The 22,906-nt window shown below is 55.1% G+C and carries 20 protein-coding genes; 10 read left to right on the top strand and 10 right to left on the bottom strand.

Features of this window, described 5'->3' with window-relative positions; all coding sequences use genetic code 11:
• Nucleotides 1-310 precede the first annotated feature (310 nt).
• The 5 genes from JLG71_RS01420 (at nucleotide 311) to JLG71_RS01400 (ending at nucleotide 6,636) form a co-directional block, all read left to right on the top strand.
• A complete protein-coding gene (locus JLG71_RS01420; RefSeq protein ID WP_025106833.1) occupies nucleotides 311-1,264 on the top strand; it encodes a hydroxyacid dehydrogenase in 954 nt (317 codons plus the stop codon).
• A 10-nt stretch (nucleotides 1,265-1,274) separates the two neighbouring features.
• Entirely contained in the window at nucleotides 1,275-1,973 is a 699-nt protein-coding gene (locus tag JLG71_RS01415) for an RraA family protein (protein ID WP_047722841.1), read from the top strand.
• 66 nt (nucleotides 1,974-2,039) lie between these two features.
• Nucleotides 2,040-3,434, top strand: coding sequence for a DASS family sodium-coupled anion symporter (locus tag JLG71_RS01410; RefSeq protein ID WP_004126262.1), 1,395 nt, complete (start codon nucleotides 2,040-2,042; stop codon nucleotides 3,432-3,434).
• A gap of 12 nt (nucleotides 3,435-3,446) precedes the next feature.
• Entirely contained in the window at nucleotides 3,447-4,610 is a 1,164-nt protein-coding gene (locus tag JLG71_RS01405) for a metallo-dependent hydrolase (protein WP_049084366.1), read from the top strand.
• 142 nt (nucleotides 4,611-4,752) lie between these two features.
• The gene (locus JLG71_RS01400) at nucleotides 4,753-6,636 is read left to right on the top strand and encodes a sigma 54-interacting transcriptional regulator (RefSeq protein ID WP_200913944.1); all 1,884 of its coding nucleotides are present in this window, start codon (nucleotides 4,753-4,755) and stop codon (nucleotides 6,634-6,636) included.
• 34 nt (nucleotides 6,637-6,670) lie between these two features.
• On the opposite strand, the gene JLG71_RS01395 is transcribed toward JLG71_RS01400, so the two are convergent.
• A complete protein-coding gene (locus tag JLG71_RS01395; protein WP_025106829.1) occupies nucleotides 6,671-7,867 on the bottom strand; it encodes a BaiN/RdsA family NAD(P)/FAD-dependent oxidoreductase in 1,197 nt (398 codons plus the stop codon).
• A 229-nt stretch (nucleotides 7,868-8,096) separates the two neighbouring features.
• Here JLG71_RS01395 and pitA point away from each other — a divergent pair, with 229 nt between their 5' ends.
• A complete protein-coding gene (gene pitA / locus JLG71_RS01390) occupies nucleotides 8,097-9,593 on the top strand; it encodes an inorganic phosphate transporter PitA (protein ID WP_014227140.1) in 1,497 nt (498 codons plus the stop codon).
• A gap of 66 nt (nucleotides 9,594-9,659) precedes the next feature.
• Here pitA and uspB read toward each other — a convergent pair whose 3' ends face one another.
• Complete coding sequence (uspB, locus tag JLG71_RS01385) at nucleotides 9,660-9,995, bottom strand: universal stress protein UspB (protein WP_004855171.1); 336 nt, start codon at nucleotides 9,993-9,995, stop codon at nucleotides 9,660-9,662.
• 379 nt (nucleotides 9,996-10,374) lie between these two features.
• On the opposite strand from uspB, the gene uspA reads away from it, so the two are divergent.
• The gene (gene uspA, locus JLG71_RS01380; protein ID WP_004126268.1) at nucleotides 10,375-10,812 is read left to right on the top strand and encodes a universal stress protein UspA; all 438 of its coding nucleotides are present in this window, start codon (nucleotides 10,375-10,377) and stop codon (nucleotides 10,810-10,812) included.
• 16 nt (nucleotides 10,813-10,828) lie between these two features.
• Here the strand turns inward: uspA and JLG71_RS01375 are convergent, their stop codons facing one another.
• Nucleotides 10,829-11,002 (bottom strand): hypothetical protein, encoded by a 174-nt coding sequence (locus JLG71_RS01375; RefSeq protein WP_155774232.1) that lies wholly within the window; start codon nucleotides 11,000-11,002, stop codon nucleotides 10,829-10,831.
• Nucleotides 11,003-11,074: 72 nt separating this feature from the next.
• On the opposite strand from JLG71_RS01375, the gene dtpB reads away from it, so the two are divergent.
• On the top strand, nucleotides 11,075-12,541 hold the full coding sequence (dtpB, locus tag JLG71_RS01370) for a dipeptide/tripeptide permease DtpB (protein WP_025106828.1): 1,467 nt from the start codon (nucleotides 11,075-11,077) through the stop codon (nucleotides 12,539-12,541).
• Nucleotides 12,542-12,914: 373 nt separating this feature from the next.
• Here dtpB and rsmJ read toward each other — a convergent pair whose 3' ends face one another.
• From rsmJ to gntX, 5 genes are all read right to left on the bottom strand, one after another.
• The gene (rsmJ, locus tag JLG71_RS01365) at nucleotides 12,915-13,679 is read right to left on the bottom strand and encodes a 16S rRNA (guanine(1516)-N(2))-methyltransferase RsmJ (protein ID WP_200913943.1); all 765 of its coding nucleotides are present in this window, start codon (nucleotides 13,677-13,679) and stop codon (nucleotides 12,915-12,917) included.
• A 7-nt stretch (nucleotides 13,680-13,686) separates the two neighbouring features.
• Nucleotides 13,687-15,729: an oligopeptidase A gene (gene prlC / locus JLG71_RS01360; protein WP_014839726.1), complete on the bottom strand. Its 2,043-nt coding sequence runs from the start codon at nucleotides 15,727-15,729 to the stop codon at nucleotides 13,687-13,689.
• Nucleotides 15,730-15,938: 209 nt separating this feature from the next.
• Nucleotides 15,939-17,255, bottom strand: a complete 1,317-nt coding sequence (gntT, locus tag JLG71_RS01355; RefSeq protein ID WP_004134706.1) for a gluconate transporter — start codon at nucleotides 17,253-17,255, stop codon at nucleotides 15,939-15,941.
• 332 nt (nucleotides 17,256-17,587) lie between these two features.
• The gene (nfuA, locus tag JLG71_RS01350; RefSeq protein WP_004106660.1) at nucleotides 17,588-18,163 is read right to left on the bottom strand and encodes a Fe-S biogenesis protein NfuA; all 576 of its coding nucleotides are present in this window, start codon (nucleotides 18,161-18,163) and stop codon (nucleotides 17,588-17,590) included.
• Between the two features lie 58 nt (nucleotides 18,164-18,221).
• Nucleotides 18,222-18,896 carry a DNA utilization protein GntX gene (gntX, locus tag JLG71_RS01345; protein ID WP_032694208.1) on the bottom strand — a complete coding sequence of 225 codons (675 nt, stop codon included), beginning with the start codon at nucleotides 18,894-18,896 and terminating at the stop codon, nucleotides 18,222-18,224.
• Nucleotides 18,897-18,933: 37 nt separating this feature from the next.
• Here gntX and bioH point away from each other — a divergent pair, with 37 nt between their 5' ends.
• Complete coding sequence (gene bioH, locus JLG71_RS01340; RefSeq protein ID WP_048263487.1) at nucleotides 18,934-19,716, top strand: pimeloyl-ACP methyl ester esterase BioH; 783 nt, start codon at nucleotides 18,934-18,936, stop codon at nucleotides 19,714-19,716.
• A gap of 111 nt (nucleotides 19,717-19,827) precedes the next feature.
• Nucleotides 19,828-20,097 carry a YdgH/BhsA/McbA-like domain containing protein gene (locus JLG71_RS01335; RefSeq protein ID WP_014227147.1) on the top strand — a complete coding sequence of 90 codons (270 nt, stop codon included), beginning with the start codon at nucleotides 19,828-19,830 and terminating at the stop codon, nucleotides 20,095-20,097.
• A 231-nt stretch (nucleotides 20,098-20,328) separates the two neighbouring features.
• Here JLG71_RS01335 and feoC read toward each other — a convergent pair whose 3' ends face one another.
• Together feoC and feoB are read right to left on the bottom strand one after the other, a co-directional pair.
• Nucleotides 20,329-20,565 carry a [Fe-S]-dependent transcriptional repressor FeoC gene (gene feoC, locus JLG71_RS01330; RefSeq protein WP_014227148.1) on the bottom strand — a complete coding sequence of 79 codons (237 nt, stop codon included), beginning with the start codon at nucleotides 20,563-20,565 and terminating at the stop codon, nucleotides 20,329-20,331.
• Nucleotides 20,566-20,574: 9 nt separating this feature from the next.
• A complete protein-coding gene (feoB, locus tag JLG71_RS01325; RefSeq protein ID WP_042934424.1) occupies nucleotides 20,575-22,893 on the bottom strand; it encodes a Fe(2+) transporter permease subunit FeoB in 2,319 nt (772 codons plus the stop codon).
• Nucleotides 22,894-22,906: the final 13 nt, after the last annotated feature.

Raw genomic sequence — 22,906 nt, 5'->3', positions numbered from 1 at the left:
CTTTGGCTTACGTTTTAAGTTGTCCACCGGGCAATGTCAATCGCTACAAGAAAATGCTCTCCGCATATAAATAAAATAAAGTGTGAAGCTCGCCATTCGCACATTTAATTATGCATTTCAGCCATTTCATAATTAAATAACCGGCCTCACTCCGGCGTTCAGGTATGTGAAGAACATCACCACAACTCGTTGACCACAAAAACAAAATACACATACATATCAAAGCATTACAAAAAAACATTCATCTTGCATGAATGTATGGCACACGCCATGCAATTACCTCCACGTAATCAACACTGGAGATAGTTAAATGACGTACAAAATTTTACTCCCGCAGGAAATCATGGCAGAAGGGAGAGAATATCTGGAAAGCCGCGGTTATCAACTGATTAACGGCTCAGGGATGGAAGAAGAAGATATCATTCGCGACATCGTCGATTGCGACGGTATTATCGTCCGCCTTTCAAAAATGTCCGACCGCGTATTTGAAGCAGCTAAAAAGCTGAAAGTCGTTGCGCGTCACGGTGCCGGTTACGATACGGTCGATCTGGCGTCGGCTAAACGTCACGGCGTCGTCGTATTAAATGCGCCAATTGCTAACAGCATGTCCGTTGCCGAACTGGCCATATTTTATATGCTGCACTGCTCGCGTAATTTCAAGCTGGTACAGGAAAAGATGCTTGAAGATTATTACTGGGCAAAACTGCGCACGCCAAAAGTGGAGCTGGATGGAAAAACGCTGGGTTTAATTGGCGTCGGGAATATCGGTTCACGCGTGGCAATCAAAGCGCTGCATGGCTTTAATATGAAAGTTATCGCCTATGACCCGTATAAAACCCAGCAGCAGATCCCCGAAGGCGTAGAGCTTACCAACGATTTTGACCGTATTTTCAAAGAGAGCGACTTCGTTTCTCTGCACTGTCCGACGACGGCGGAAACCACCGATTTTGTCGGAGAGAAACAGTTTTCCATGATGAAGCCTACCGCCTATTTCATTAATACCGCACGCGGAAAGCTGGTTGATGAAAAAGCGCTGTATCACGCCTTGAGCACCCACGCTATCGCCGGGGCGGGCGTGGATGTTTTAAAGAAAGAGCCGTTTGATGCCAACGACCCGATTTTCTCGCTAAGCAATATTGTGATTGCCCCGCATATTGGCGCCGCCACCATTGAAGCGACCGACAGAGCCTCGCTCCATTCCGCGATTGGCATTGATGAAGTCTTATCCGGTAAGAAACCGTCCTGGCCGGTCCCGGGTTTTTAAGGAGAAAAAAATGACTATTGGTAACCGTATTTTTTTAAAGCGTCCGACCTGCAGCGTCGATCTTCTTAAAGAATTTGAACAGCTCCCGGCGGCGAATATTGCTGACACCATGAACCGTATTGCCGTTCTGGGTAACGGCATTAAACGTATCTCTTCGCCGAAAAAGCCGATTATGGCGGGGTTCGCCATCACCGTGAAAGTCCGCGCGGGCGATAACCTGATGCTGCACGCCGCGCTGGATATGGCGGGTGAGAACGATGTGATTGTGGTCTCCAACGAAGGCGACCGCTCGCGGGCATTAATGGGCGAAATCATGGTGGCCTATGCCCACTGCATGAAAAAAATCGCCGGTATCGTGCTGGACGGGCCTATCCGCGATATCGATGCGCTGTCGGTTCTCGATTTTCCGCTGTTCGCTACCGGCTCCAACCCGGCAGGCCCGTTTAAACAAGGTCCAGGGGAGGTGAACACGCCGATCGCCGTTGGCGGCGTCGCGGTTTGTCCGGGCGACCTGATCGTCGGCGATGCGGATGGCGTGATTGTTATTCCCCTCGGTGACGCAGAAGCCGTACTGAATAAAGCCAAAGAGTATGCAAAATTCGATGCCAGCAAAGTAGAGGCCGCCAAAAACGGCACCGCGAATCGCCTTTGGGTCAAAAAATCACTGGATGAGACCGGCGTTGAGTTTATCGACGACATGTATCGTTAATTTGATTAAATAATATCAGGCCGCGGTGCCCTGACGGGCCGTGGCTTTAAAGCAAAGGTAATAAAAATGCTTTATTTAAAACTCTTGCCCATTATCTTTTTCCCCGTTTTATTTTGGATAATACCGCACCCGGAAGGCGTCTCCGCACCGACCTGGCATATGGTTGGCATCTATCTGGCGATGCTGTGCGGGCTGGTTTTGCGCCCGTTTACCGATGCGGTCATTATGCTGATTATTCTCGGGTTTGCCTCTCTGGTTCTCGACCCCGCTCCCCTGTTTGCCGGTTTTGGCAGCCCTATGGTCTGGTTTATTATCAGCGCCTTTATTATTTGCAAAGCGTTTGTTATTACCGGACTGGGTAAACGTATCGCCTATCTTCTGCTAAAACGCTATGGAAAAAATACCCTCACCCTGGGTTATTTGATGATGGTGACGGATACCGTACTGGCCCCGGCAACGGGTTCAAATATGTCCCGTTCGGGAGGCATTACCTATCCCATCTTCAGGAACATCGCCGAAGCGCTGGGCTCGAAGCCCGACGACGGTAGCCGCAAAATCGGCGCCTATCTGACCATCCTGATGTACGTCGTCTCAATGGGAACCTCCAGCCTGTTTCTGACGGGGATGGCGACCAACTCAATTACCGTCTCGCTGGCCAACGAGATCATGAAGGTGAATCTCGAATGGATGACCTGGTTTAAAGCCGCCGTGGTGCCAGCCGGACTGGTGCTGCTGCTCGCTCCGTGGATACTGTATAAAATCTACGCGCCGGAACTGAAAGTTATCGATAACGTCAATGAAATTGCCGAGAAGGGCTTGCGTGAGCTGGGTCCGGTAAAACGTGAAGAGAAGCTGCTGATCGTGTTCTTTGTCCTGGGCGTGCTCGGCTGGATGACGGGTTCCATCACCGGCATCGCCTTTATTCCCGTCGGCCTGGCGTTCCTCGCCTGTCTGCTGCTTTTCGGCGTGCTGAGCTGGAATGACGTGGTGAGCGAAAAATCGGCCTGGCAGACCTTCGTCTGGTATGGCGCGTTTTATGGCTGTGCGGTTGCCCTATCAAAAGGCGGGTTCTACGTCTTTCTGGTGGACGTTATCAAAAACTATCTCGACCTGTCGCATCTCAATGAAATCAGCGCGATTGCCGTGCTGGTCTTTATCAGCCTTGCCGTCCGCTATTTCTTTGTCTCGAACAGCGCGTTCGTCGTCTCTTTCTATCCGGTACTCTTTACCCTGGGAATGACGACCCAGGCGCACCCGATGTACGTGGCGCTTTCTCTGGCTTTCTCCGCAGGCTATGGCGCACTGCTGACGCACTACGGCAACGGCGCGGGCGTATTTACGTTCTCCAGCGGCTACGTCCCGCAAAAAACGTTCTGGATGTTGGGCACCATCATGGTGGTGGTCAACGTATTAATCTTCTTCCTGATCGGTATTCCTTACTGGAAGTTTATCGGCATTTAACAGGAGCATAAAATGAAACTGGATATTCTGATTAAAAACGGTCTGGTCGCCGATCTCGAAGGTCATGATTATATTAATCGTAATATTGGCGTTATCGGCGATCGCATCGTGGACTTAAATACCGTTGACGATTTGCAGGCCGAAACGGTGATTGATGCCGCGGGTTGTATCGTGCTGCCTGGCTTAATCGACTTCCATGGTCATGTTTTTCACGGCGGGACCGCCATCAGCGTCAACCCTGACATCGTATGCTTGCCCAACGGGGTCACCAGCATGGTCGATGCCGGCAGCAGCGGCTGGGTGAATTATCAGCTTTTTCGCAATAGCGTGATTCATCCTGCCATGGTGAAAATCAAAAGCTATTTGAACGTGGTCAACGTCGGGCTTTCCACCCTCGGGGGCGGGCCGACCGGGTATCTGGAAAATACCAATCCGGCGAATTACAACGAGGAGAAAATCGCCCAAACGCTGAATAGCAACAGAGACAATATTCTGGGATTGAAACTACGCTACAGCCAGGATATCGCCAAAGGGAAACAGTACGCCAGCGACCCTCTTCTCTCTACCGTCTCCCTGGCGCGTAAACTGGATACCACGATTTGCGTTCACGTCACGGACTCTCTTCTCTGCGCCGATGAACTGATCCGCTATTTTAATGCCGATGATATTTACGCCCACTGCTTCCACGGTACCGGCCACTCGATTCTCGATGAACAGGGCGAGGTCTATGCGGCAATAAAAGAGGCGCAGACCAGAGGGGTTATCTTCGACTGTTCAAACGGCGTGGCCCACTTTGATTTTCACGTTGCCAGAACCGCCATGGAGCAGGGATTTTATCCCGATATCATCAGCACCGATCTCACCCTGAGAAATAGCTTACGGACGGATAAGGTCTACAGTCTGCTCCACGTCATGTCGAAATATCTCAACATGGGAATGTCCTTCTTCGATATCGTTCGCGCGGTAACCGCCACGCCGGCCCGCCTGATGAAAATGCAGGGGCAAATTGGTACCCTGGCGCCCGGCGCCAGTGCTGATATTTCCATTGTTAAGCTGCGAAAAGAGAACGTCATTTTTGAAGATACCCACGGGGTCAAACTCGAAGGTGACCGTTATATCGATAACTGCGCTACCTTATGCAACGGTCAAATTGTCTACCGCCGCCTGCGTTTCTAATCACTAATGACATAGCCTTACGCATTTGCTATGCGTAAGGCTTTTATTCTTAATATCGTATTATATGACCACCCTCATTGATTCTCCCTGTGCTCGCCATATAATAAACATTGCAAACCCAGAACACCTGAGCGAATAATATATGAAGAATAATGAAATTGTCATTTTTTCAGTTTCCAAAACAATAACCCAACGCATCATGAATGTTCTTATTGAGAGGAAGCTCGATGTTCCGGTATATGAATTTCGTTATTCTGACGTTCTCGATAAAGCGAATGAGATGATCCAGTCCGGCGCTAAGATAATTATTAGCCGAGGCGGCACCGCCGCCCTCCTGCGTAACAATATTAGTATCCCGGTCATTGAGATCGCCCATGATTTTCACGGCGTTTATCGCATTTTACAACAGGCCAAAATCAAATCACAAAAAATCGCCGCGGTTGGTTTCCCCCAATTTTGTAATGCCTTACGTCATTATCAGAACATGACTAACGAAGAGTTTAAAATTTGCCAGGTATACAACCACAATGATATTGAAAACGTTATAAAAAATCTTTCAGAGAACGATTACCATACGGTCATCGGCGGCCTTACGGTTGCTGAAATGGCTAAAAAATATAACCTCAATGCTATTATGGGAGACACCGATAATATTTCGATTGAGCAGGCCATCAATGAAGCTTATAGCTTATTAAAATATCTCAACCGAGAAAATACCAAGCTCATCATGAGCCACGCCGCGCTGAATCAAGCACGTGAGGGCATCATGTGTATTGATCAGTTGGGTGAGATCATAAATATTAATGCTATCGGCCTGAGCTTATTCCAGTGTCATGTCGGAGATAAAATATTCAAAAAAGAGGCATTTAAAGATATTTACGCCAGTATTATTAACGAATTAGACATTAAAGAACAGGTCATTGATATTAACGGCCAAACTATTTTTATTTCCATACGTCATTTTTCCAACCGCCAAACATCTTATAGCATTATTACAGGATTAAACCAGGAGAGTTCACTTTGGCAAAATAGTATCAGCAAAAAAAGTAAACTCCGCGGTTTTTCCACAACCTGGTCTTTCGACGACATTATTGGCCAGTCTCCGGCGATACGCGATGTAATAAAAAAAGCTAAACTGTGCGCCCGCCACGAACTTCCCATTCATATCTTGGGCGATACCGGCACAGGTAAAGAGCTTTTCGCTCAGAGTATTCATAACCATAGCGCCAGAAGCCGCGGCCCTTTTATCGCGATTAACTGCGCGGCCATTCCCGAGAGCATTCTGGAAAGTGAACTCTTTGGCTATGCCGACGGCGCATTTACCAGCGCGCGCAAGGGCGGAAAACCGGGGGTGTTTGAAATGGCGATGAACGGCACGGTGTTTATCGATGAAATCAGCGAAGCGCCGTTATCGGTACAGGTTAAGCTGCTGCGCGTGTTACAAGAGAAGCAATTCTCTCGTCTCGGCGGCGATACGCTGATCACCGCCGATTTTCGCCTGATCACCGCCAGCAATAAAGATCTGCGCCAGCTCGTCGCCAGCGGTGAGTTCAGGCAGGATCTGTACTATAGAATCAATATTCTTGAGTTGAGTCTACCGGCCTTACGCCAACGACCGGGCGATATCATGTTGTTGATTCAGCACCTGCTTTATCAGCAAGGTAAGCAAATCACATTTACCCCCGACGCGGTGGATTTTTTGCATCGCTATAGCTGGCCTGGCAACATTCGTGAACTTCAGGCGGTTATCTACCGGCTCATCGTCCTGCTGGACATCGATCGAGTGAGCAAAGACGTTTTGCTGCAGATCGGTCAAATTTCACCGGATGACGCCAACGAGAGCTCTCACTTCCCGGCCGCGGGCGTGGCATCAGATGAAACCGATTTATTAAAGAAACAAGAGAAACGGCTGATTAGCCATGTCATAGAAAAAACCGACGGGGACAGAACCAAAGCGTCGGTGATGCTCGGCATCAGCCCCACGACCCTGTGGCGCAAATTAAAGCAGCACAATATCAGCGGATAAGGCGGAGCCGGGTCCGCTGATACAGAGCAGGCGGTTATTTCTGTTCCGCTAAAGCCTGCGCGCATGCCCAGGCTGACGCCCACGCCCACTGGAAGTTATAGCCTCCCAGCCAGCCGGTGACGTCCATCACTTCGCCGATAAAGTACAGACCGGGCACCTTGCGGGCCTCCATGGTGCGCGAAGAGAGTTCGTTGGTGTCGACACCGCCGAGGGTCACTTCCGCCGTGCGATAGCCTTCGGTGCCATTCGGCTGGACGCGCCACGCGGTCAGCGTCTCAACCAGCGCCTGCTGCTCGCGAACGTTTAGCTGTTTCAGGGTGACGTCCGGCAGCTGCCCCAGCTGCTGCAGGCACTCAACCAGCCGCTTTGGCAGCTGTATTGCCAGGGTGTTCTTCAGGCTCTGATTGGGATGCGCCGCGCGCTGCTCGTTAAGGAAGTCATCAAGATGGCAATCCGGCAGCAGATTGATGCTGACGAACTCTCCCGGCTGCCAGTAGCTGGAAATTTGCAGTACCGCCGGCCCGGACAGCCCGCGGTGGGTAAAGAGCAGATTTTCCCGGAAGACGGTCCCGTTTTCCGCCGTGATGGTGGACGGCACCGACACCCCGGAAAGCACCTGCAGCTGTTCGAGCAGCGGCTTATGCAAGGTAAACGGCACCAGGCCCGCGCGGGTCGGCAGCACCTTCAGGCCAAACTGCTCGGCGAGCTTATAGCCAAACGGCGAGGCGCCCAGGCCGGGCATGGATAATCCGCCGGAGGCAACCACCAGCTTTTTCGCCGCCACCGTCTCGCCGTTAAGCTGTAGCGTATAGCCCTCATCATCCCGCTCTACGCTGATAATTTCGCTACGCAGGCGAATGTGTACGCCGCCTTTTTCGCACTCGGCCAGCAGCAGGTTAACGATTTGCTCGGCGGAATCATCGCAGAAAAGCTGGCCCAGGGTTTTCTCATGCCAGGCGATACCGTGTTTGCTAACCAGATCGATAAAGTCCCACTGGGTGTAGCGCGCCAGCGCAGATTTGCAAAAATGCGGGTTTTGGCTGAGATATGCCGCGGGTTCGATATACATGTTAGTAAAGTTGCAGCGGCCACCGCCAGACATCAGGATCTTCCGCCCGGGCTTTTTGCCGTTATCGAGCAGCAGCACCCGACAGCCTGCCTGCCCCGCCTGCGCTGCACAAAACATTCCCGCCGCTCCGGCGCCGATTACGATGGCATCAAACCTTTCCACACAACATTCCTCATATCCCGATTGTCGGGAATTGTAAATTTTTCATTCTGGTCGCACCAGACTGAAAAAAACAGATTTGCGTACCTCATTGAAAGATATAGGAATACTCCCAACAAGGTAAAACTTAAACAGGAAGAAAATCAAAAAAAGTCTATATTTCACTTTGCCCGCGCCGCGAAAGTCACTGATAATGCGCCGCGTTCATGTCCTCAAAATGGCGTAACGTCCTATGGTACATTTATTTGCCGGTCTGGATTTACATACCGGGTTACTATTATTGCTTGCTCTGGCTTTCGTGCTTTTTTACGAAGCGATCAATGGTTTTCATGATACCGCAAACGCGGTTGCAACGGTGATTTACACTCGCGCAATGCGGTCGCAGCTTGCTGTGGCGATGGCGGCTCTTTTTAACTTCTTCGGCGTTCTGTTGGGCGGTCTCAGCGTAGCCTATGCCATCGTGCATATGTTGCCGACCGACCTGCTGCTTAACATGGGTTCAGCACATGGCCTCGCCATGGTCTTTTCCATGCTGCTGGCGGCAATTATCTGGAACCTCGGCACCTGGTACTTCGGCCTTCCGGCCTCCAGCTCGCACACCCTGATCGGCGCGATCATCGGTATTGGTTTAACCAATGCCCTGATGACCGGTACGTCGGTGGTGGACGCGCTGAACATCCCGAAAGTCATGGGTATTTTTGGCTCGCTGATCGTCTCGCCAATCGTTGGCCTGGTCGTAGCGGGCGGCCTGATTTTCATTCTGCGTCGCTACTGGAGCGGAACCAAAAAACGCGCCCGTATCCACCTGACTCCAGCCGAGCGTGAAAAGAAAGACGGCAAGAAAAAGCCGCCGTTCTGGACGCGTATTGCGCTGATTCTGTCCGCCATTGGCGTCGCGTTCTCCCACGGCGCGAACGATGGTCAGAAAGGCATTGGCCTGGTGATGCTGGTGCTGATCGGCGTGGCTCCGGCTGGCTTCGTGGTCAATATGAACGCTTCCGGCTACGAAATCACCCGTACCCGCGATGCGGTCAACAACGTGGAAACCTTCTTCCAGCAGCGTCCTGAGCTGTTGAAAAAAGCGACCGGCGCCGAGCAGCTCATCCCGTCTCCGGACGCAGGGGCTGCCGCAAACGGCGAGTTCCACTGCCACCCGGCAAACACCATCAACGCGCTTGACCGCGTGAAGACGATGCTGACCGGTACCGAAAGCTACGACACGCTCTCCGTGGAACAGCGTAGCCATCTGCGCCGTATTATGCTCTGCATCTCCGACACCACTGACAAAGTGGCTAAGCTGCCGGAAGTGAATGCTGACGATAAGCGTCTGCTGAAGAAGTTGAAAACCGACATGCTGAGCACCATCGAGTACGCGCCAATCTGGATTATTATGGCGGTTGCGCTGGCGCTGGGTATCGGCACCATGATCGGCTGGCGTCGCGTGGCGACCACCATCGGCGAGAAAATCGGTAAGAAAGGGATGACCTACGCACAAGGTATGTCAGCTCAGATGACCGCCGCCGTATCGATTGGTCTGGCGAGCTATACCGGTATGCCGGTTTCCACCACCCACGTGCTCTCCTCCTCGGTAGCGGGGACGATGCTCGTTGATGGCGGCGGTCTGCAGAAGAAAACCGTCACCAGCATCCTGATGGCCTGGGTACTGACCCTGCCCGCGGCGATTCTGCTGTCCGGCGCGCTGTACTGGCTCTCGCTGCAGATTATCTAAGCGAATATCAGAAACAAGAAAGATAAACGGGTCAGGAAACTGGCCCGTTTTTTTTGTATCGTGAAGCTAGTGCCAGATAGCCAGGGCAATCATGCTGACCACCACCAGGCCGCATAGCGCGCTGGTGAGAATAAACTGCCGACGAACCCGCTCGCAGCGGCGGATAAATTCATCGTCGTGGTGATCGCGGTAGCGCTGGGCGTAGATGTACCACACCAGGCGCACCTGTTTGCCGGGCTGCCCGTGCGACGTAAAAAAACCGCCGCCGTCGACATATTGATAGAGCAAAGGGTCACAACCACGTAGCACAACAAGTAATGCACGCAGCGACGAGAAGTAGCGTGCCATATTCACTACACATACGATACACAGGGCCCAAAACAGCGCAACAGTGCTGATCATACCTCCTCCCCGGCGACCCGTCCTCGGAGGCTCCCTCCGGGACTACCGCTCCCCAATATCAAACCGACTGTACTGTGAAAGAGTGCGATTCCGATCACGTTTATTTATCCGACCGGCTCATTAAATAGTGTAGGAGATCAGTTAATTTTTTTACCACAACGTTAATCATTATCAATGCATAAGTCGGATATATTTGTTTAACTATTCGCTGAACAAGGTGGATTGACGGATCGCGAGGGGCGCTATAAGGTAGAAATATCTTCTACAATTAGGTCCTTAAGGACTCCCCCCGCGAATGTAGCACGCAGGACGCGGGCGAAGCGGCAGCGCTGGCTGTCAGGTCCAACGGTCATCGACAACTTATGGAAGGAGTAACACCATGGCTTACAAACATATTCTTATTGCAGTAGACCTGTCCCCGGAAAGCAAAGTACTGGTAGAAAAAGCCGTTTCTATGGCCCGCCCCTACAATGCAAAAGTTTCCCTGATCCACGTGGATGTGAATTACTCCGATCTCTACACCGGCCTTATTGACGTCAATCTGGGCGACATGCAGAAACGCATCTCCGAAGAGACTCACCACGCGTTAAGCGAGCTGTCCACCAACGCGGGCTATCCGATCACTGAGACCCTGAGCGGCAGCGGCGATCTCGGCCAGGTGCTGGTTGATGCGATTAAAAAGTATGATATGGACCTCGTGGTTTGCGGTCACCATCAGGACTTCTGGAGCAAACTGATGTCCTCGGCTCGTCAGCTCATCAACACCGTTCACGTGGATATGCTGATTGTCCCGCTGCGCGACGAAGAAGACGAATAACAAACAGGACGTTATTTCATTTCGCTGATGACCAACGCCCGCCAACGCGGGCGTTTTTATTTCCCCCACCCGCCGCAAAAAGCATATAAATCCAAATAATCGCCACAATGCCAGGTTGATCAACCATTTCAAAAGCAATATAGCCATATAATAATTCGCCAAAATAGATAAACATCATATCATTACGCAAAATTAACCTTTTTCAGCGCGTTTTGGCATACGCGTTCATACTTTTCCGGACAGGACTTAAAGGCGAAGAAAGATGAATTCAACCGCACCGACAGGCTTGCTGCAGCAACCTCGCCCATTCTTCATGATCTTCTTTGTGGAACTATGGGAGCGATTTGGCTATTACGGCGTTCAGGGGATCCTGGCCGTTTTCTTTGTTAAACAGCTCGGTTTTTCTCAGGAGCAGGCGTTTATTACCTTTGGCGCGTTTGCCGCGCTGGTATATGGCCTCATCTCCATCGGCGGCTATGTCGGCGATCACCTGCTGGGTACGAAACGTACGCTGGTTCTGGGCGCGATTGTGCTTGCCGCAGGCTACTTTATGACCGGCCTGTCGCTGCTCAAACCCAATCTGATTTTCATCGCGCTGGGGACCATTGCGGTGGGTAACGGCCTGTTTAAAGCTAACCCGGCGAGCCTGCTGTCCAAATGCTATCCGCCAAAAGATGCCCGCCTGGATGGCGCCTTCACGCTGTTTTATATGTCGATCAATATCGGTTCGCTGCTGTCGCTGTCGCTGGCGCCGGTGATTGCCGACAAGTTCGGCTATGCGGTAACCTACAACCTGTGCGGCGCCGGTCTGATCGTCGCCCTGCTGGTTTACTTCGCCTGTCGGGGTATGGTGAAAGATATCGGCTCTGAGCCGGACCACAAACCGCTGAGCCTGCGCAATTTACTGTACGTGCTGGCCGGTACGGTGGTCATGATTTTTCTCTGCGCCTGGCTAATGCATAATGTCAAAATCGCCAATCTGGTGCTGATTATCCTCTCAGTGGTGGTGACGATTTTCTTCTTCCGCGAGGCCTTCAAGCTGGATAAAACCGGGCGCAACAAAATGTTCGTCGCCTTTATCCTGATGCTGGAAGCGGTGCTGTTTTATATTCTGTACGCGCAGATGCCCACCTCGCTCAACTTCTTTGCTATCAATAACGTTCACCATGAAATACTTGGTTTCGCGATTAACCCGGTGAGCTTTCAGGCGCTAAACCCGTTCTGGGTGGTGGTGGCCAGCCCGATCCTCGCCGCTATCTACACGCGTTTGGGCAATAAGGGCAAAGACCTGACAATGCCGATGAAGTTTACCCTTGGCATGTTCCTGTGCGCGCTGGGTTTTCTGACGGCAGCCGCGGCGGGAATGTGGTTTGCCGACGCCCAGGGGCTGACCTCGCCGTGGTTTATCGTGCTGGTCTATCTGTTCCAGAGTCTGGGGGAACTGCTGATTAGCGCCCTGGGGCTGGCGATGGTTGCCGCGCTGGTGCCGCAGCATCTGATGGGCTTTATTCTTGGGATGTGGTTTTTAACCCAGGCGGCCGCGTTCCTGCTGGGCGGCTACGTGGCGACCTTCACCGCCGTACCGGATAATATTACCGACCCGCTACAGACGCTGCCGATTTATACCGATGTCTTCAGCAAAATTGGCCTGGTGACCCTGGGCGTCACGGTGGTCATGGCGATCATGGTGCCGTGGCTGAACAGGATGATTAATACAAAAAGCGCGTAAAAACGGTGCGGTCGACGGGGTTTCCCGGATTGCGGCTAACGCCTTATCCGGGCTACAGCCCCCCCAGATCGCAAGAACCCGTAGCCCGGGCTAGGCGCATCGCGCCGCCCCCGGGAGCAGAGTGCAGAGTGGCCGAATTTCCCGGAGGCGATGCTGCGCATCTGTCCGGGCTACCGGCCTACAGACGGCGGTGAACCCGTAGCCCGGGCAAGGCGCATCGCGCCGCCCCGGGAGCAGAGCGCAGAGTGGCAGAATTTCCCGGAGGCGATGCTGCGCATCTGTTCGGGCTACCAGACCCGCAGACGGCGGTGAACCCGTAGCCCGGGCAGGCGCAACGCGCCGCCCCCGGGGAAAGGGCCCTGACGCAGGTTGCTTACCCCTGCGGCTCAACCGCCGTTCCGGCATAGATATCAAACCGGTGGCCTTTGGTCACCACCGCGTTAGGCGTCGCGACATCCGCCAGCGGCGGCGCGTAGTCCGGGCGCTTAACCACCACCCGTTTGGTCGCCAGCTGACGCGCCGGCGCCAGCAGACCGTCGGCGTCTAAATCCGGCCCCACCAGCGACTGAAATACCCGCATCTCTTTCTTCACCAGCGCGCTTTTCTGCTTATGCGGAAACATCGGGTCGAGATAGACCACCTGCGGACGCGGGGTGATATCGGTCAGCGCCGTCAGGCTGGACGCGTGAATCAGCCGCAGACGCTCCTGCAACCAGGGGCCGATTTCAGCGTCGGCGTAGCCGCGCGCTAGGCCATCGTCGAGCAGCGCGGCAACCACCGGGTTACGCTCCAGCATCCGCACGCGACAGCCCACGGAGGCAAGAACAAAGGCATCCCTTCCCAGACCGGCGGTCGCATCGACCACATCCGGCAGATAGTCGCCTTTGATTCCCACCGCTTTCGCCACCGCCTCGCCGCGGCCGCCGCCGAACCTGCGCCGATGGGCCATGGTCCCGCCGACAAAATCAACAAAGATGCCGCCAAGCTTCGGTTCATCGCGCTTGCGCAGCTCAAGATGCGCCGGGGTCATCACCAGCGCCATCGGGTTATCCTCATCCTGCTCCAGCGCCCAGCGGTCAGCCAGAACAGATAAGGCGCCGTCTCCGGCGCCCGTTTCATCAATTAAACAAATTTTCACAACAGGATTAACTCTTAATACCGTAATGCTCAAGCATCGCGTCCAGCTGCGGCTCGCGACCGCGGAAGCGTTTGAACAGGACCATTGGCTCTTCCGAACCGCCGCGGCTAAGGATGTTGTCGAGGAACGACTGGCCGGTTTCGCGATTGAAGATACCCTCCTCTTCGAAGCGCGAGAAGGCATCCGCCGCCAGGACGTCGGCCCACAGATAGCTGTAATAACCCGCTGCGTATCCGCCGGCGAAAATATGGCTGAAGGCGTGCGGGAAACGGCCCCACGACGGCCCGGGGATCAGCGCCACCTGCTGCTTAATTTCCGCCAGCGTTTCGAGGATTTTCGCGCCCTGCTGCGGGCTGAACTCCGCATGCAGGCGGAAGTCGAACAGGCCAAACTCCAGCTGGCGCAGAATAAACATCGCCGCCTGGTAGTTCTTCGCCGCCAGCATTTTCTCCAGCAATTCCTGCGGCAGCGGCTCGCCGGTTTCATAGTGGCCGGAGATAAAGGCCAGCGCTTCCGGCTCCCAGCACCAGTTTTCCATAAACTGGCTCGGCAGCTCGACCGCATCCCACGGTACCCCGCTGATGCCGGACACGCCGGCGGTGTCGATACGGGTCAGCATATGGTGCAGACCGTGGCCAAACTCGTGGAACAGGGTGATCACTTCATCGTGGGTGAACAGCGCCGGCTTACCGTTGACGGGACGGTTAAAGTTACAGGTCAGATAAGCGACCGGCTTTTGCAGCGAGCCGTCAAGCTTACGCATCTGGCCAACGCAGTCATCCATCCATGCCCCGCCGCGTTTATGTTCGCGAGCGTAGAGATCGAGATAGAAGCTACCGCGTAGTTCATTTTTTTCATCGTACAGTTCGAAGAAGCGCACTTCCGGATGCCAGACGTCCACATCGGTACGCTCTTTCGCGGTAATACCGTAAATACGCTTAACCACCTCGAACAGGCCGTTAACCGCTTTGTTTTCCGGGAAGTAGGGGCGCAGCTGTTCATCGCTGATGCTGTAAAGATGCTGCTTCTGTTTTTCGCTGTAGTAAGCGATATCCCACGGCTGCAGTTCATCCACGCCGAATTCGGCTTTGGCGAAGGCGCGCAGCTGGGCCAGCTCTTTCTCACCCTGCGGACGGGCGCGTTTCGCCAGGTCGGTCAGGAAGTCGAGCACCTGCTGCGGATTTTCGGCCATTTTGGTCGCCAGCGACTTGTCGGCAAAGCTGTCAAAGCCCAGCAGCTGCGCCAGCTCGTGGCGCAGGGCGAGGATTTCCGCCATTACCGGGCTGTTGTCCCATTTTCCGGCGTTCGGCCCCTGGTCGGAGGCGCGGGTGGAATAGGCGCGATACAGCTCTTCACGCAGCGCCTGATTGTCGCAGTAGGTCATTACCGGCAGATAGCTCGGGATATCCAGGGTCAGCAGAAACCCTTCCTGCTCTTTGGCTTCAGCCTGGGCTTTCGCTGCGGCAAGCGCGCTTTCCGGCATGCCGGAGAGCTCAGATTCATCGGTGACCAGCTTGGTCCAGCCCATGGTCGCGTCGAGCACGTTGTTGCTGTACTGATTGCCCAGCTCGGAGAGGCGGGCGGCGATTTCGCCGTAGCGTTTCTGCTGCTCTTTCGCCAGGCCAATACCGGAGAGTTCAAAATCGCGCAGCGCGTTATCTACCGCTTTTTTCTGCGCGGTATTCAGGGTGGCGTAATGGTCGCCGTCGCGCAGGTCGCGGTACGCTTTGTACAGGCCTTCATGCTGCCCAACCCAGGTGCTGTACTCCGAAAGCAGCGGCAGGGTCTGCTCGTAGGCTTCGCGCAGTTCCGGACTGTTTTTGACCGAGTTCAGGTGGCTGACCGGGGAAAAAATACGCCCCAGCACGTCGTCTACTTCCGCCAGCGGCTGGCAAAGATTTTCCCAGGTATACGGCGCCCCTTGCGCCACCGCGCGCTCTACCGCCGCCCGGCAATCATCCAGCGCTTTAGTGACCGCGGGGACCACGTGCTCGGGTTTGATGGCAGAGAATGGCGGTAATGAAAAAGGCGTCAGTAATGGATTGGTCATATGCGCAGTCCTGTTGAATTGGGTGAATGAAGCGCGCGTCCGGCGCTATAGCATGAGATCTAGAATGGGGGATAGTTTGCTGAATTTCAATGTCAGGCGCCGCGCGCAGGCGGGTATTACTGCGATAAGTCTGGCCGTTGTGGCCAGAGCGCATAAAAAAGCCGGGTTCGCCTCGCGGCGACCCGGCTCGTTTTAGGCTGACAAGCAGCTTATACCACCATCCCCAGCAGCAGACAGCCTACCAGGCCGCACACTGAGATAATGGTTTCCAGCACCGACCACGACTTAATGGTCTCGCCGATGGTCAGGTTGAAGTATTCCTTAAACAGCCAGAAGCCCGGGTCGTTAACGTGGGAGAAGATAACGCTGCCGGAGCCAACGGCGATCACCATCAGTTCCGGGCTCACGCCGGTGGTGGCGATCAGCGGCGCGGCGATACCGCCCGCGGTGATCGCCGCAACGGTGGCGGAACCCAGCGCGATACGCAGTACCGCAGCAATCGACCATGCCATAAACAGCGGGGACATATTGGATTCATGCATGATAGAAGCAATGTATTTATCCATGCCGCTATCGACCAGCACCTGCTTGAAGGCGCCGCCGCCGCCGATGATCAGCAGCATCATGGCGATAATTTTGATCGAGGAGGTCAGCGTATCGTTAATCTGCTCCATGGAACGACCGCGGTTAAGACCGAAGGTGAACATGGCGATCAGTACCGCGATCAGCGTGGCCATGACCGGGTCGCCGAAGAATTCCGCGATCGGCAGGAAGGCATGACCTTTCGGCAGAACCATTTCGGCCACGGCGCGCATAGCCATCAGAATAACCGGTACCAGAGAGGTCCAGACGCTGACGCCGAAGCCCGGCATCTCTTCCTCAGTGAACGTTTTCGGGTTATGCAGGCCTTCCGGAATCGGCTTATCGATACCTTTCAGGAAGCGTGCGTAAACCGGCCCCGCAAGGATAACCGTCGGGATCGCCAGAATCGTACCGAACAGCAGGGTTTTACCCATGTCGGCATGGAAAATAGTGGCAATGGCCGTCGGGCCCGGGTGCGGAGGCAGGAAACCGTGCGTGACGGAGAGCGCGGCCGCCATCGGGACGCCGATATAGAGCAGCGGGATACCGGCGGATGCGGCGATGGTAAAGACCAGCGGCAGCATCAGTACGAAGCCCACTTCATAGAACAGGGCGAAGCCGACGGTAAAGCCGGTGAGCACAACCGCCCATTGAATATGTTGTTTACCAAATTTGGCAATCAGCGTGGTGGCGATACGCTGCGCGCCGCCGCAGTCCGCCAGCATTTTACCGAGCATCGCGCCGAAGCCCATGATCAGCGCGAGGCTGCCGAGGGTTCCCCCAACGCCGTTTTTGATGGAGACGATAACTTTATCCAGAGGCATACCCTGCATGAGCCCGACGGCAAGTGCCACCAGAACCAGAGCGATAAACCCGTTCAGCTTGAAACGGATCATCAGCAACAATAACAGGGCAACCCCGATAGCAACGATGACTAATGGCATGATTTACCTGGCCTTAATTTGTTATGGGTAACGTCATAGTTTCAACATTGACTTCATCCGTTCCGACCGGAACAAAAAATGTCTGACGCCGTAGAAGCTGGCTTTATCCTTACCCAGAGAAAGGATAGCTGGCTATTTTTTTATCTGTGGCGCCTGAAGCGAATGATACGGGTAACATATGAAGTTTGAGAATCACCTGGGCGGTGAAAATTTCAAATATGAGACTTAAGTCATACTCTTTCCCGGGTTTCTGCCGGGTCGCTTAGCGGGAAATGTTGCGCGGTAACATGAAGAGAGTCGCCCGGCCGCGAAAAGGCAGCCGGGCGGGGAAATCAGTAGTAGGAGTGCTCGCCGCGCTGGTGTTCAGTCAGATCGCGTACGCCTTTCAGTTCCGGGAACTCGTTCAGCATCTGCTTCTCGATCCCCTCTTTCAGCGTCACGTCAACCATCGAACAGCCGTTGCAGCCGCCGCCGAATTGCAGAATCGCCAGGCCATCGTCGGTGATTTCCATCAACGTGACGCGCCCGCCGTGGCCGGCCAGCTGCGGGTTAATCTGCGACTGCAGCAGGTACTCAACGCGCTCCATGAGCGGGGCATCGTCGGACACTTTGCGCATCTTGGCGTTTGGCGCTTTCAGCGTCAGCTGGGAGCCCAGCTGGTCGGTAACAAAATCGATTTCAGCGTCTTCCAGGTACGGCGCGCTAAGCTCATCGACGTAGGCGGTGAGTTGCTCAAACTTCAGCGCGGTATCGGAATCTTCCACCGCATCCGGTGGGCAGTAGGACACGCCGCACTCGGCGTTAGGGGTGCCGGGATTGATCACAAATACGCGAATTTGTGTCCCTTCTTCCTGATTTGCCAGCAGTTTGGCAAAGTGCGCTTGTGCAGCATCGGAAATACGGATCATAGCGTTGGCCTAATAGTTGACTATTTTACTGGGTTATTATACGCCCATCAGCAGGGGTCTACAAGGTACGGCATATACACCATACCTGAACCGTCGCGGCGCCGTTTCGCAAAAGCAGGCGGGATATCTCGGCGACGGTGCTTCCGGTTGTGACGACATCATCCACAATGGCGATATGGTGGCCCTGGAGCGACAATTCAAGCTGGAAGGCGTTTTTCAGGTTCCGTTTGCGCAATCTGGCGCTGAGCTGATGCTGGGTGGCGGTGCGGCGCCGGCGGGTTAGCGCATCGCTGCGCCAGGCGCAGTCCAGCCAGCGGGAGAGCGGCCGGCACAGCAGATCGCTCTGATTAAATCCCCTCTTCCACTGACGACGCTGCCAGAGCGGCACGCTAATTATCCGGTCCGGGCGGGGAAGATCCCGACGCTGGCGAATGCGCAACAGCAGCAGACGCGCCAGCGCCGGGGCCAGCTCGGGCCGCTTATTGAATTTCAGCTGGTGAATCAGGCCGCTCAGCGGCGGTCGATAGTCATTCACCGTCACCAGCCGCTGCCACGGCGGCGGTTTTTGCAGGCAGCGCCCGCAGGGCAGCGTGCTTGATTGGGCCGGCAGGCCGCACTGCGGGCACAGCGGTTCAGACGCCAGCAGCGCCGACGCGCATCGCGAGCAGATCCCCCAGCTGGCGATGGCCAGCGGCATTTGGCATAGCCAGCATAAGCTGTGTGCTGTTAGCATATTTCCCCCTCGATTGGTGGAAAGAGAACAGTAACTGATGAAAACGATCGCGTGGCAGACCACGGGCGAAGGAAATTGTCATCTTGTGCTGCTGCACGGATGGGGGCTGAATGCCAAAGTGTGGGATTGCATCACGCCGCAGCTGGCTTCGCATTTTACGCTGCACCTCGTCGACCTGCCTGGCTATGGCCGCAGCGGCGGCTTTGGCGCGATGTCGCTGGAAGAGATGGCCCAGCGGGTGCTGGAAAACGCGCCGGAGCGCGCTATCTGGCTGGGCTGGAGCCTCGGCGGGCTGGTGGCCAGCCAGGTCGCGTTATCCCATCCCGATCGCGTGCAGGCGCTGGTCACCGTGGCCTCTTCCCCCTGCTTTAGCGCTCACGACAGCTGGCCCGGCATTAAGCCCGACGTGCTGAGCGGGTTTCAGCAGCAGCTGAGCGAAGATTTTCAACGCACCGTCGAACGCTTTCTGGCGCTGCAAACCCTGGGTACCGAAAGCGCGCGTCAGGATGCGAGAGCGCTGAAGAGCACGGTGCTGTCGCTACCGATGCCGTCGCCGGACGTTTTAAACGGCGGGCTGGAGATCCTCAAAACCGCCGATTTACGCCAGCCGTTGACCGCCCTCGACATGCCTTTTTTGCGCCTGTACGGTCGGCTGGACGGTCTGGTACCGCGTAAAATCATTCCGCTTCTCGATGCGCTGTGGCCCAAAAGCACGTCGATTGTCTTCGATAAAGCCGCCCATGCGCCGTTCATTTCACATCCGCAGGCGTTTTGCGCTCCGCTGATCGAGCTGAAGCGTGAGATCGATAAATTTTTTTAGCGGGACGTGGTAAAAACGCTGGGTGCAGCAATACTTAGGTTGTTGCGGGGGTTGACTATTTCACGCTGGCCCCGTGACCTAAAAAAAACAACCTAATGGAGAGTAGAGGCTATGAAACTTGTTACAGGAATTGTTGCATCTCTGGTGATTGGCTCCCTGTCCTTCGGCGCGTTCGCCGCCAAGGAAATTCAAAAAGACGAAGTGGCTAAGTTGAACCTGACCAAAATCGGTTCGATTACCACCTCCAGAACAACCTCTCCGATGGATGCAAAGCGCGATCTGTCGAAAAAAGCGGATGAGCTGGGCGGCACCTATTTTGTGGTGATTGCAGGCGAGAAGAACGAGAAAACGGTTCACGCTAACGCGGACGTCTACAAGTAAGCCAGAAAGCGGGTCTCAGGACCCGCTTGCGGTATATGCCGCAGTCGGTTCCCGGAGGCGGCGCGTTGCGCCTGTCCGGGCAACCCACCCCAGAACCGTACAAATCTGTGGTCGAATCTCCCGGGTCGCGGCGTAAACGCCTTACCCGGGCTACCAAGCCCAAAACCGCACAAACTCGTAGCCCGGATAAGGCGTTAGCCGCAAACCGGGAAACCTGCCTTCACAGCCCAATCAGCGCAGCGACCACCACTCCCGCAGGCAGGCTTTGCCTTCCGGGCAGCTTTTACAGCTGCCGGAGAGGCAGCCATCGGCATCTTCGGTCACTTTCACCGCTTTCCCCATCGCTTGCAGGCGGCCCAGCATGGCGTCAATCAGCGGCTGCGGCGTATTCAGGCGGACGCTGAGCTGCTTTGCCTCCATCCTCCCCTGCAGGGCCAGCATATCGCGGACTTCAATTAATGACGCCATCATCGCTCCTTAGTGGCAATCGCCCGCCGGACTCTGGCAGCAGGTGGACGGCGTTTTGCGCGTCGCCAGCAGCGAGACGTCCACCCGGCTGCGCGCTCTGCGCAGCAGGCCAAAGACCACGATATTGAACAGCACCACCGCCAGAATGCACACCAGGCTATAGCGCGGATGCTGGCTAAAGCTGACGGTCTGGTAGTACAGCGTAGAGAGCGAGTAAGCGATATTCAGCCCCCACAGGACGGAGAACATCATCCAGCCGCGGCTCGACTCGCGGGCAATCGCCCCCATTACCGAGATGCAGGGAATATAGAGCAGGACAAAAATCAGGTAGCTGTACGCCGCAGCGGCGCTACCGAATTTGCTGCCCATGACGCCCATCGCGCCGGTTGCCATTTCGCCGTCGCCTTTACTGGCTTCGATAGGGTTGGCCAGCACGCTCAGGCTGAACGTATCTTTCAGGCTCTGCCAGGTCTCGTCTACCGCGGCCAGCAGCTCATCGCCGAGGCTAAACGTCTGCGGATTAAACGCTTCGTTCTGGATATCTTCGGCGGTGTAGAGGGTGTTCAGCGTCCCCACCACCACTTCCTTGGCCATCGCGCCGGTAAACAGCCCGACGGTCGCCTGCCAGTTATCCTCATGTACGCCAATCGGTTTAAATACCGGGGTAATCACCCGGCTGACCGACGCCAGCGCCGAGTCGTTGATGTTATCGACGATCTTACCGCTCAGCGAGAAGCTGTTCAGCGCGCTGAGGAAGATACTGACGATAACGATCACTTTACCCGCGCGCAGGACGAAGCCTTTCAGACGCTGCCAGGTCTGGATAATCAGGCTCTTCACGTGCGGAACGTGATACACCGGCAGCTCCATCACGAACGGCGACGCTTCACCGCGCATAATGGTATGCTTCAGCATCAGTCCGGTCGCAATCGCCATCACGATCCCCAGTACGTACAGCGAGAAGACCGCCAGCGCGCCGTTCTGGCCGAAAAAGGCGGCGGCGAAGACGGCGAAAATCGCCAGCCGCGCGCCGCAGGACATAAACGGCGCCATCATAATGGTCATCAAACGTTCGCGCGGCGCATCAAGCGTACGCGCGCCCATCACCGACGGAACGTTGCAACCAAAACCGACGATTAACGGCACGAAGGATTTCCCCGGTAGCCCCAGCGCCTGCATCAGGCGGTCCATTACAAACGCCGCCCGCGCCATATAGCCAGAGTCTTCAAGGAAAGAGAGGAACAGGTACATCATGCCGATCTGCGGTACCAGCGGCAGTACGGTATTGATACCGCCGCCAATCCCCTGGGCGAGGAACACCGTCAGCCAGTCCGGGAAATGCAGGGTATAGCCAACCCACTGAATACCGTGGATAAAGATAGCCACGGAACCGGCATCAAAAATGGGCTGCAGCGCGCCGCCGATATTAATCGCCAGCAAGAACATCAGGTACATAACGAACAGGAAGACCGGCAGGCCGAGGAAGCGGTTGAGGATCACTTTATCCATCGCCGCGGTAAAGCGGCTGGGCTCGGCGGTAAGGGTGTTACTGACCGCATCGCAAATGGCGGCAATGCTTTGGTAACGGGCATCGGCGATATGCAGCGCGGGGTCATCCATCTCTTCGCTCAGGTGCGCCAGGGACACGTCCAGCTTGTGGGCAGCGTCACCGGCGTAGGCGCGGCTGTAAATATCGCCTTCAAGCATCTGTAAACCCAGCCAGCGACGCTGGCGCTGCGGAATATCCGCGGCCATGGCCTGCGCCAGCTTGTCCGCCTCCCGCAGCAGCGGCTGCGGATAGTGCACCAGTTCAATAGCCTGGTTCTGCTGATGGCGATCGATCGCCATTTTTAAGGCCTCGATACCGCGCCCGCGGGTGGAAACCAGCGGGATCACCGGGCACCCGAGACGCGCGGCCAGCGCGTCGACATCGATGCGGATCTTCTGTTTTTCCGCGATATCGAGCATATTCAGCGCGACCACGCAGGGGATGCCAAGCTCCAGCAGCTGCAGCGTCAGATAGAGGTTACGTTCCAGATTGGACGCATCGACCACGTTAATCAGCATGTCGGCGTCGCCGCTGAGAATATAGTGGCAGGCAATCTGCTCATCCAGCGAGGTTTGCGAGGAGATGGTGGTCAGGGAATACGTGCCCGGAAGGTCTACCAGCGTGACCTGATGATCGGTGGTGTTGAAACCACCCTCTTTGCGTTCAACGGTCACTCCCGCCCAGTTACCGACGCGCTGGCGCGCGCCGGTGAGCTGATTGAACAGCGTGGTTTTACCGGAATTAGGATTACCAATTAAGCCAAGGGTTAATTTTTTCATATTCATACTCTTA

Source organism: Klebsiella michiganensis, from assembly GCF_015139575.1.
GTDB lineage: Bacteria > Pseudomonadota > Gammaproteobacteria > Enterobacterales > Enterobacteriaceae > Klebsiella > Klebsiella michiganensis.
Note: the sequence above shows the minus strand (reverse complement) of the source record. Positions and strands in the feature narration are given on the sequence as shown.